The following is a 10,556-nucleotide window of genomic DNA, read 5'->3' as shown; positions in this document are numbered from 1 at the left end:
GGAGACCGCGTCGAACAGATCACCAAACGATGAGGCGAAATTCCCAAGCGAGTCAGGTGTTTGGTGACGCGATAGGCCACTGCCCCTCCGTAGCTGTGCCCGACAATCACGACAGGAGGGCTGTTTTCGCGTTCGGTCGAGTGGTAATCCTCCGCGATTTGATTTGCGAATTTTTGCGCAAGTTGTTCCAAATCGCCTTCGAATGTCATATCCAAGTCGTCTTCGCGCTCGGGCAACCGCGGCGTCAGCAGCCGCATTGGACGTGGCGGCGGGTCCGAGCGGACGCGGAACGCCAACGTGTTGGTCGTGCCGCCCGCGTGATTGAACCAGTAAACCGTGGGGAAAACGTCGCTGCCCGAGCCGGAGTCGGTCGCTTCGGGCTGGTATAGCACACGGAAGCGAGCGGTAAACGGAGTGGAGGAGGTCGTCATGTTAGAATTTCGGTGAAAGTTCGCTGCCAAGGTTACCCCGAATTGATTCGCTCCCTGGGACCCGTGCCCTCGTCCACTACGACTGTGGCGGGACCCGTGCCCTCGTCCATTACGACTATGGCGGGACTCGTGGCCTCGCCCATTACGGGGAAACCAGCGAGAGCACCCTGCTTAGGCGGTGGCGCTTAAGCGGACGGGGATCCCGGCGTCTCGCATCGCTTGTTTGGTTTCCTCGATCGTGAATTGGCCAAAGTGAAAAATGCTAGCCGCGAGCACCGCGTCGGCTTTCCCTAGCTTAATTGCATCGATCAGGTGTTGTGGGCCTCCTGCACCGCCGCTGGCGACGACTGGGATCGAGACCGCATCGCTGACCGCGGCAGTGACCGGAATGTCGTAGCCGTCACAGGTGCCATCGGCGTCCATGCTGGTCAGCACGATCTCGCCCGCCCCGAGGTTTTCGATCTCTTTGGCCCAGGCGACTGCTTCCAGGCCCGTCGGAGTGCGTCCGCCGTTGATGTGAACTTCCCAAAACTCGTTGCCGTCACGCTGGACACGCTTGGGGTCGATATTGACGACGATGCACTGGCTGCCAAAGCGGTCGGCGGCACGGCGAACAAATTCCGGGTCTTTACAGGCGGCTGAATTGATCGAAACCTTGTCACACCCCGCAGACAGCAACGCGCGGACGTCCTCGATCGTGCGAACGCCTCCGCCCACGGTCAGCGGCATGAAGATCTGCTCGGCAGTACGACGAACGACATCCAAGATGATGTCGCGATCCTCGTGGCTGGCGGTGATATCCAAAAATACCAGCTCATCCGCCCCTTCGGCCTCGTAGCGGCGTGCGACTTCGACCGGATCGCCGGCGTCACGCAGATTGACGAAATTGGTGCCTTTGACGACGCGTCCGTTGTGGACGTCCAAACAGGGAATCACTCGCGCGGCGAGCATGACGGTTTCTCAGGGGTTCGATGGAAAACGGGATGACGGAAAACGGGATGGTGGAAAACGGGATGGTGGAAAACGGGATGGTGGAAAATTTCCGAGGCGGTTGCGGCCCCGATCCGTTAGAGCTACTTCATTCGCAAGATTTCACTCGCGACTTGGTGGCATTGGGCAAGGTAACCGCCTCCGAACAAGTTCAAATGGTTCAGCAGATGATAAAGAACATAGACGTTTGTGCGACGTTGCCAACCGTCGGGCAGCGGCCAAGTGGATTGGTAGGCGTCGTAAAATTCGGGTGGACAGGAACCAAACAGCTTCAGCATCCCAAATTCCGCTTCGCGACACCCATAATAGACCGCCGGGTCGAGGATCACAGGCACACGTGAGTCATAATCATGGCATTCCCCGTCCCGCTCTTCTCTGTCCCGCTCTTCGTAGTGCCGGCCTTCGCAGTGCCGCTCTTCGCAGTGCCGTCCCGATCCACACAGATAGTTACCGCTCCATAAATCGCCGTGTAAAAGCGAAGTATCGTCCGCCCGCCCGGCCAACAATTCGGGCATCGCCGCCGCAATCGCCGCGACATCACGACGCAACTTCGCATCAGCCCGCTGTTGGTCGATGGCCCAGCGGAGCTGGAACCCGATGCGATTTTCGGCCACAAAGTCGGCCCAGCTAGCGGTCGCCGTGTTGGGCTGGACCGCCGAACCGACGAAATTGTCGCTTCGCCAACCGATTTGGCTGCCAGCGGTCACGCGGTGCAGTTCTGCTAATTGTCGACCGAAATCGGCAAAAAAGTTCGGTGATAAGGGCCGCGTTTCCACCCACTCGGTGATCAACCACGCTCGCTCAGCCGCCACCCCTACCTCGATCGGCTTGGGGACCAAAATTGTGTCGGCTGCCGCTAGAGCGGTCAGACCATCGCATTCAGATTGAAAATTATCGATAAATCCGGGGTCGTTCGACTTGGCGAATACCATGCAATTGCCGAGTCGATCCGACGTCAGCGTGATTTGCATGGCGTCACTGATGCAACCGCCACCGACGCTGCGAACTTCGGATATCTTAGTGCTCGGGTCGACCAGCTGGCTAAAGGCTGCCGAAACATCACTAGAAGTGGGTGGTTTCATTGCTTAGGAACAAACCAAAGATAAGGGTGCAGTTTTCAGTCGGGCCGGTTCCAGTCGGGCCGGTTCCGATAGCGCCGGTTCCCACCGGCTGCGGTTGATTGATGTTCCAGGCCCATCCATTTTTCTTATCCAAACTCGAAGGTGCTTTGTGAATTGCGTTCGATTCCGAATGGCGTCCATACTTGTCGTCTTGCTTGCCGTATTGGTGCCGACGCCACCCGTGTACGCCAGTGATCCCGCTTCTGTCGGTGGCACATCGCTCGAGCGAATTGATCTGATCGATTTCCGTGGGCGAACTTGGAAGCTCGATGATTTTCAGTCGGATTCGATACTGGTAGTCGCGATGTTGGGCACCGAGTGTCCGCTGGCCAAATTGTACGCGATCCGGCTGGGCGAAATTCAACAACAATACCAGTCGCAATCGGTTCGCGTGATCGGCGTGATGAGCAATCGTCAAGATTCGCTCGAAGAGATTGCTTCGTTCGCCAACCGTCAAAGCATCGAGTTTCCGCTGTTGAAAGACGCCGGGAATCGCTTTGCCGACCAAGTGGCTGCCGAGCGAACACCGGAGGTGTTTGTCTACGATGCGGATCGTGAACTTCGTTATCGAGGCCGGATCGATGACCAATATGGCATCGGTTACATCCGCGACGAACCACGTCGTCACGATCTACGGATCGCACTGGATGAATTGACCTCGGGCCGCGAGGTATCGCTGCCGCAAACCGACACGGTCGGATGCATCATCGGTCGCACGAAGAAGGTCGCCACGGACAGCGACGTGACCTACGGTGGCCAAGTTGCGGCGATTCTTCGGAAACGCTGCGTCGAGTGTCATCGCGATGGCGAGATCGCACCGTTCTCGTTGACCGATTACGACGAGGTAGCGGGGTGGTCGGACATGATGGCCGAGGTGGTTCGTGAAGGCCGGATGCCGCCTTGGCACGCCAGTGATGAACATTTGCCGTTTGAAAACGACCGCATGATGAGCGACGAAGAAAAAGAGATCTTGTACGCTTGGGTCGATGCAGGGTCGCCTAAGGGCGAGGCCAGCAATCTGCCGCCGCTGCCCGAAAAAGTGCCGGGATGGCAATTGCCGCGTGAACCCGATTTGGTGGTTCCCGTCAGCACCGACAGCGTCAAAATCCCCGCAACGGGCGAGGTGCGTTACCAGTACTACCGCGTCGATCCCAAATTGGACAAAGACGTGTGGATCGAAGCGGCCGAGTTGAAACCGGGCAATCGCGAAGTCGTCCACCACATCTTGGCCTTCGCAGCGCCCAAAGGAACCCGCGGCGGCTTGGATGCGGCACGCGGTTTCTTGGTCGGCTATGTTCCTGGCGCACGCTTGGAATTGGCACCGGCCGGGCATGCCAAGCGAATTCCCGCAGGCAGTGAACTGATTTTTCAAGTTCACTACACTCCGATCGGAACCGAGCAGGAAGACCAGAGCTCGCTGGGAATCTGTTTTGTCGATCCTGAATCGGTCACGCACGAAATCGTGACGACCAGTGCGCTGCAACCACGTTTAAAGATCCCGCCGGGGGAAGCCAATTACGAGACCTCTGGAACAAGTCCACGGTTTCCCGCCGAGTCGACGCTCCTGAGCATGAGTCCGCATATGCATGTGCGTGGCAAGTCGTTTTGCTACGAGCTGGAAACGGCCGCTGGCAAACGAACGACGCTGCTGGACATCCCGCACTACGATTTCAATTGGCAGACCACCTACGTGTTGCAAGACCCATTGGCGGTCCCCGAGGGAAGCCGAATCGTCTGTACCGCTACCTATGACAACAGCGAAGACAACTTGAACAATCCCGACCCAACCGCCACCGTTCGCTGGGGCGATCAAACGTGGGACGAGATGATGATCGGCTACTACCACTACGCGGTTCCGCTGGGCGAACAAGAGGGCGGTGAAGTGAGCAAGCCCAAGATGACGCTACGAGAACGAGCGCAAGCTCTGATCCGCAATGCGGCACGGCTACAGAAGTTCGAGCAGCTCGACAGCGACGGCGATGGAAAGTTGGCCCGCAGCGACACCCCGAGAAAACTGTACGGAGTGTTCGACGACCTCGACGCCAACAACGACGGTGTCTTGACAAGACAAGAGGTCGAGACGGCGCCATAAATTCCGTGCGATTCGAATTCGTCTCGACCTGTCGTCGCGAAAGTCGCAAAGACATTCGGTGTTGGGCATTTGCGGTAAGTCTGCGTTCGCTCTCGGAGCCCGTTGCCCATCGTGCTGCCGGACGACTGCTCAGAAAGCAACGGATCAAAATGGAACGGAGAGGGCTTTGTGAATCACACCTCAGGACTTGAAAATTGAATCGTTGCCGCCATTTCGTGGTTCCCTTCATCCTGTTGCTGCTCGCCGCAGGCAGCGCCCATGCCGAGGTGCGAGTCGCCGGCATTTTTGCAGATCATATGGTGCTGCAATGCGAGAAGCCGGTCTCCGTTTGGGGCTGGGCGAATGAGGGTGACGAGGTGAGCGTGACGTTTGCCGACCAGAAGGTGACGACGTCGACGGTGAAAGATGGTGCTTGGTCTGTTACTCTCAAGCCGATGCAGTCGAGTATGGAATCACGGCCGCTACGGATCGCGAGCGGTGATCAGACAATCGTGATCCACGATGTGATGGTCGGTGAGATTTGGCATGCGAGCGGCCAATCGAACATGGCGATGACGGTGCGGAGTATGTCGCAGCACCTCGATGTCGTGAAAACGGACATCGCTGCCGCGGAGCTGCCGATGCTGAGGTTTTGCCGGATCAATGAGGCGGAGAGCCCTGAGCCACGGAGCGACTTACGCAAACAAGCGGCCTGGACCGTTTGCTCTCCCGAAACGGTGTCCGGTTTCTCGGGTGTCGCGTTCTATTTTGCCAAACGATTGCAATCCGAGTTGGGGATTCCCATTGGAATCATCGACTCTTCGCGCGGCGGAACCCCGATCGAGCCCTTCATCCCACGGGCTGCCTTCGGCACACATCCGACACTAAAACAAGAGCTTGAACTGGGGGATCGCGGCGATTTGGAAGGGATTTGGAAGTTGCCCGGTGGCGTGCGAGCACGGGACGCCAATTGGTTACCAGGACGGCTGTTTCATGCCCGAATCGCTCCTCTACGTCGCTTCGCCGTTCGAGGCGCGATCTGGTACCAGGGAGAATCGAACTGCGGTGTTCAGGAAGACCCTCGCCACTACCAATACAAAATGCGAGCCCTGGTCCAAGGTTGGCGTCATGCCTTGCAAAACGATGCACTTCCGGTGTACTTCGTCCAACTTCCCGGCAGCGGTGCTGGCGAAGGTTGGCCGTACCTGCGAGAGCAGCAGCGGTTGGCGAACGACATGCCGAACACAGGGATGGTTGTCACGGTCGACATCGATGGTGAAGGAATACACCCGCCGAACAAGATCGACGTGGGGCATCGTTTGGCGTTATGGGCGCTTGCAAAGGACTTTGGCAAGTCGGTCGCCTTCAGCGGCCCCATGTTTGATCGTCAAGTGATCGAGGGAACGAATGTGATCCTACGGTTCCGTCATGCCGACCATGGGCTGATGGTGGCCGACAAGCACGGGCTTTCCGTACCACATGAAACACCCGAGGAGGAATTGGGGCATTTCGAACTGACCGATGGGGTTAACGGATGGCAGCCAGCGACGGCGAAGATCCAAGGGAACAGGGTCGTCGTGTCTAACCCGGACGTCCTATCGCCGATCGCGGTGCGGTACGCGTATTCGGTAACCCCAGAGAATTGCAATCTCTACAGCCGTGATGGATTGCCCGCATCCCCCTTTTGTTCGCGGCCTGATTTGCTGAGCTATGATCCGAAGCTGCCGGAATAAATCCGTCCACGATTGCGTCGTCCTGGGTGTTAGTGAACCCCACACTCGAGTGTTTTGATCCGGCGCTTTCGCGTCCGGCTGTGACTCTCGGCAGCGCGAGCCCAATGCCATCTACTTTGGTAACCATTGTTGGCGCTCAAGTAGTGGGATTCGCCAGAATCCTCATCCTTGCTGTTGAAACACCAGGAACTCTGGCGAGTCCCGCTACCAAAGTAGATGGCATTGGGGCGAGGCCATCCCTGAAAATGATGATTGTGGTGTTTCGGCCGGTTGGTATGTCGATTCGCTATGAATCCGCCGCCAGTGATCACCTGTGGATGGCTGACATGGCTGGCGACAGCTCGATTGACAGCACCGTTATCAACTCGCAGCCAATCTGACGATGAAAATCGTTACGAAGTTCATTGCAGCCCGCACAAACTTGGAGGGAATTAGGAGGTTTGTGCGCAGTTTTGCGGCATCACAATCAATTCGTCCAATCTTGCGTGTCCCCCAAGCTTTAAGGTTACTAGTACTGCCATAGCAGGGCATCAGCGCGGAGCAGTTCGTTCTGCATGTAACCAAACCCGACGATCAATCGAATTGTTTCCTTATCTACGTCGGTATGGCAGTCGCCGAAGCTAGTGCTCGCAGTTTCGACTCGAGCCTAATGTCTATTCTTTCAGTTGTACTTTTTTCAGGGGTAGAGAACGTGATGAGAAAGTCAAGCGAATCAAAAGGGTTCACGCTCGTTGAACTGCTTGTGGTGATCGCAATCATCGGAGTGCTTGTTGGTCTGCTGTTGCCCGCCGTTCAGGCGGCACGCGAAGCAGCTCGTCGGATGAGCTGTAGCAACAATTTTAAACAGATTGGACTCGCGATCCACAACTATCATGCGGCCTACAAGCAGCTTCCGGTTCACGGCGGTGGTACGCAAGGCACCCATGCTGGTCGACACGAAAGTGGACCGCGAGGCAACAATCGCCTGGAGCGATCGGCCTTGGTTGCATTGACACCATTCTTTGAGCAACAGGCGTTATGGGAGCAAATCAGCAATCCGTTTCAGACGACTGACAGTAGCGGAAACGTTCGTACCTACAATGCGATGGGTCCGTGGCCGGGAATGCCTCTCTCGGCGCACTTGAATTGGGGAAACTACGATCCGTGGTTGACAAACATTCCGACGCTTCGTTGTCCGAGCGATCCCGGCGTTGGACTTCCCGCGACTGGGCGTACGAACTACGCAATGTGTACAGGCGACTCCTGTGACACTGGATTTGGCGGCGCACTCAATCGTTTAACGGGGGTTCCTCAATCGAGTGGAACGCCTGCGATGTACGAACGCGTCCGAGCTTCGCAGCGAGGGGCGTTCGTTGTCCAGCTCGATTCCAAGTTCCGCGATGTGCTCGACGGACTGTCCAACACTATTTTTGCGGGCGAGATCGTGACGGATTTGGGCGATCGTGATAAACGAACTCATCTGGCCGACAACCAAGTCTCGAACATTTTGAACATGGGCGGAAATCTGGCTTGTCGTCAAAGCCTTGATCCGGAGCGTCCGCAGTTCTGGTCCCAAACCCCGGCACCGAACCGCTTGACCGGCAGCGGAGAAGAGCGTCGTGGAATGAAGTGGGCGTCTTTGCTGCCGATCTATACTCAAATGCTGACGATCCTACCGCCCAACGCCGAGCTATGTGGCAATAACTTCTACTACTCGATCGTTGTCGCGCCACCAAGCAGTCGTCACCAAGGCGGCGTGCATGTGTTGATGGGCGATGGTGCGGTGAAGTATGTCACCGATTCGATCGAGGCTGGTGACTCAGGGCGTGGTCAAGTCGGAGTTCATGCTCAGCACACCGACCCCGATTCGCTGCCAGGAAGCGCTAGTCCTTACGGGCTTTGGGGAGCATTGGGAACTCGAGCTTCGAAGGAAATCATCGAGGATTTCTAGTCCGCGAAGCTCCGAATTCATCTCATTTCACCACCATCATTCCATCACTCATTCGGAAAACGATATGAATAAAATACGATTACGACTGCTGCCATTGATCGCTTGCGTTGCGATCGTGGGTTGCGGTTCGGACGCTCCGACCGTGCCCACCGACCAAGATGAAATGCAGGCTTACATCGACGCGCACCCCGAGTTGAATATCTCTGACGAAGAACTCAATGCGGAGCCCGCGTCTGTCGAGGAAGAGTAAGTCGAGGAAGAGTAAAACGAAGCGTAAAGCTTCGTAGCGGAAAAAGAAAACCCCACGCGCATGCGTGGGGTGATTGGGTCAATCGCCGCGGAAGCGGCGACTCAATGAGGGCAGATGAACGAACGAGCCGCGAATCAATATTCGTGACCGGTTGCACCCGAGTCGACGGCGGCCGCAGTGCTGATGCTGCTCTTGACCGCTTGCCGTACTTTGCGAGTTGCGATTTCGTCTTTGAGTCGTGCAATCGCTTCGGCGATCGGCATCGATCCAAGGTCGCCATCAATTCGGTCGCGTAGCGCCACCTGACCTGCTTCGGCCTCTTTCGGACCGACCACAGCCATATAGTTGACCAAGTCGAGCTGCGCGTTGCGGATCTTCGCTTGCACCTTGCCGTCGTTGTTGTCGATGGTCACCTTCAATCCGGCTTCGTCGAACTGTTTCGCAACCGCCACGGCATAGTCCAGCGACTTGTCGCTCAGCGGCAACACGCGGACCTGTTCGGGCGACAACCACATCGGGAAGGCCCCGGCGAAATGTTCGATCAACATGCCGGTAAAACGCTCGAGCGATCCAAACGGTGCGCGGTGAATCATCACTGGCCGGTGAGTCGCATTGTCGCTGCCGGTGTATTCGAGCTTGAACCGTTCAGGCAGGTTGTAATCGAGCTGAACGGTACCAAGTTGCCATGATCGGCCGATGCAATCGCGGACCATAAAGTCGGCCTTTGGACCGTAGAACGCCGCCTCGCCCGGTTCTTCGTTGAAATCCAAGCCCGAGTTCTCAAGCACGCCGCGGAGGGCGCCTTCGGCATGGTCCCAGTTCTCTTCGCTGCCGACATACTTGTCGCTGTCGGGATCTCGCAGCGACAACTGCACGCGATAATCGTCCAGTCCCACGGCGTTGAGCACAAACTTGGTCAGTTCGATGGTCGCTTTAAATTCTTGTTCGACTTGATCGCCGGTACAGAAAATATGGGCATCGTCTTGAGTCAAACCGCGAACCCGGAGCATCCCGTTCAGTTCGCCGGTTTGTTCGTGCCGGTACACGGTTCCGAACTCGAACAATCGCAGCGGCAATTGTCGATACGAACGCGGCATCGCCTTGAACATGTGGCAGTGATGCGGACAGTTCATTGGTTTGATCAAGTACCGTTCGTGGACGGTTTGCCACCGATGCAGCACCTTTTGTTTTTCTTCGTTGGATGCCGACGACTTGTAGTCGGGAAATTCCGCGCCAAGCACCTTGGCGGCTTCCATCAATTTTTCTTCGCTGTCGCTATCGAGAGTTCCATCGACGAGCCGCTGATTCCAAGCGTCGACGAGTCCACCCGCTTCGCTGCCGAACAACGGCGAAAATTGGCTGTCGCGGTAATACGGAAAGTGACCACTGGTTTCGTAAAGCTCGACACGTCCGATGTGCGGGCTGAAGACCGGATCGTAACCGCGGGTGAGCAGTTCTCGGCGCAAGAATTCTTCGAGGGTCACGCGGACACGAGCTCCCTTGGGCAGCCACAGGCACAGTCCTTGTCCGACTTCGGGATTGATCGCAAATAATCCGTGCTGTTTACCGAGCACGCGATGGTCGCGGCGTTTGGCTTCTTCGAGCTGTTCTAGGTAGGCCGCCAGTTCTTTCTTGTCAAAGAACGCGGTGCCGTATAACCGTTGCAGTTGTCGCCCCGAGGCGTCGCCTTTCCAGTACGCGCCGGCGACGCTCATCAATTTGATCGCTTTGATTTTGCCAGCGTCGGGGATGTGCGGTCCGCGACAGAGGTCAACGAATTCGCCTTGGCGATAGAAACTGACGGTGGATTGATCGGACAACCCGGTGTCGATGTGCTCGACTTTCAGATCTTGGTCCAAGTCGTCGCACAGCTTGCGAGCTTCGTCGCGATCGAGGATAAACCGTTCGAACGGCTCTTTGGCCTTGATGATCTTTTTAATTTCCGCTTCGATCTTGGGGAAATCATCTTCGCTGATTTTTTCGGGGATGTCGAAATCGTAGTAGAATCCACCTGAGGTGGTGGGGCCGAA

Annotated in this window: 9 protein-coding genes; 5 read left to right on the top strand and 4 right to left on the bottom strand. The window is 56.8% G+C overall.

All coding sequences use genetic code 11. The features are described from left to right. The 3 genes from RMSM_RS06435 to RMSM_RS06425 form a co-directional block, all read right to left on the bottom strand. Positions 1-431, bottom strand: a 431-nt coding sequence (locus tag RMSM_RS06435; RefSeq protein ID WP_040764408.1) for an alpha/beta fold hydrolase, incomplete at its 3' end; no start/stop codon positions are given. A 171-nt stretch (positions 432-602) separates the two neighbouring features. Next, positions 603-1,382 (bottom strand): imidazole glycerol phosphate synthase subunit HisF, encoded by a 780-nt coding sequence (hisF, locus tag RMSM_RS06430; protein ID WP_008693210.1) that lies wholly within the window; start codon positions 1,380-1,382, stop codon positions 603-605. A 122-nt stretch (positions 1,383-1,504) separates the two neighbouring features. After that, on the bottom strand, positions 1,505-2,503 hold the full coding sequence (locus tag RMSM_RS06425) for a fructosamine kinase family protein (RefSeq protein WP_052031523.1): 999 nt from the start codon (positions 2,501-2,503) through the stop codon (positions 1,505-1,507). A gap of 169 nt (positions 2,504-2,672) precedes the next feature. On the opposite strand from RMSM_RS06425, the gene RMSM_RS06420 reads away from it, so the two are divergent. From RMSM_RS06420 to RMSM_RS06405, 5 genes are all read left to right on the top strand, one after another. After that, positions 2,673-4,634 (top strand): redoxin domain-containing protein, encoded by a 1,962-nt coding sequence (locus RMSM_RS06420; protein ID WP_008693201.1) that lies wholly within the window; start codon positions 2,673-2,675, stop codon positions 4,632-4,634. Positions 4,635-4,828: 194 nt separating this feature from the next. Next, positions 4,829-6,346: a sialate O-acetylesterase gene (locus RMSM_RS06415; protein WP_144057424.1), complete on the top strand. Its 1,518-nt coding sequence runs from the start codon at positions 4,829-4,831 to the stop codon at positions 6,344-6,346. Positions 6,347-6,450: 104 nt separating this feature from the next. Beyond that, the gene (locus RMSM_RS40730) at positions 6,451-6,726 is read left to right on the top strand and encodes a hypothetical protein (protein ID WP_160168243.1); all 276 of its coding nucleotides are present in this window, start codon (positions 6,451-6,453) and stop codon (positions 6,724-6,726) included. 314 nt (positions 6,727-7,040) lie between these two features. Beyond that, a complete protein-coding gene (locus RMSM_RS06410; protein WP_040764406.1) occupies positions 7,041-8,276 on the top strand; it encodes a DUF1559 domain-containing protein in 1,236 nt (411 codons plus the stop codon). Between the two features lie 64 nt (positions 8,277-8,340). Then, positions 8,341-8,526 carry a hypothetical protein gene (locus RMSM_RS06405; RefSeq protein ID WP_008693189.1) on the top strand — a complete coding sequence of 62 codons (186 nt, stop codon included), beginning with the start codon at positions 8,341-8,343 and terminating at the stop codon, positions 8,524-8,526. A 134-nt stretch (positions 8,527-8,660) separates the two neighbouring features. Here the strand turns inward: RMSM_RS06405 and thrS are convergent. Beyond that, positions 8,661-10,556 (bottom strand): threonine--tRNA ligase (gene thrS / locus RMSM_RS06400; protein WP_052031522.1); only part of this gene is annotated, 1,896 nt, incomplete at its 5' end.

Origin of the sequence: Rhodopirellula maiorica SM1, assembly GCF_000346295.1 — a bacterium.
Taxonomy (GTDB): Bacteria; Planctomycetota; Planctomycetia; order Pirellulales; family Pirellulaceae; genus Novipirellula; species Novipirellula maiorica.
The sequence above is the reverse complement of the archived record's forward strand: the minus strand, read 5'-3'. Positions and strand labels throughout refer to the sequence as shown.

Excerpts from the sequence above, each read along its gene's own strand:
- RMSM_RS06405 (WP_008693189.1), top strand. The coding sequence starts at position 8,341 with ATGAATAAAATACGATTACGACTGCTGCCATTGATCGCTTGCGTTGCG.
- RMSM_RS06410 (WP_040764406.1), top strand. The coding sequence starts at position 7,041 with ATGAGAAAGTCAAGCGAATCAAAAGGGTTCACGCTCGTTGAACTGCTT.
- RMSM_RS06420 (WP_008693201.1), top strand. The coding sequence starts at position 2,673 with ATGGCGTCCATACTTGTCGTCTTGCTTGCCGTATTGGTGCCGACGCCA.
- RMSM_RS40730 (WP_160168243.1), top strand. The coding sequence starts at position 6,451 with ATGCCATCTACTTTGGTAACCATTGTTGGCGCTCAAGTAGTGGGATTC.
- hisF (WP_008693210.1), bottom strand. The coding sequence starts at position 1,382 with ATGCTCGCCGCGCGAGTGATTCCCTGTTTGGACGTCCACAACGGACGC.
- RMSM_RS06425 (WP_052031523.1), bottom strand. The coding sequence starts at position 2,503 with ATGAAACCACCCACTTCTAGTGATGTTTCGGCAGCCTTTAGCCAGCTG.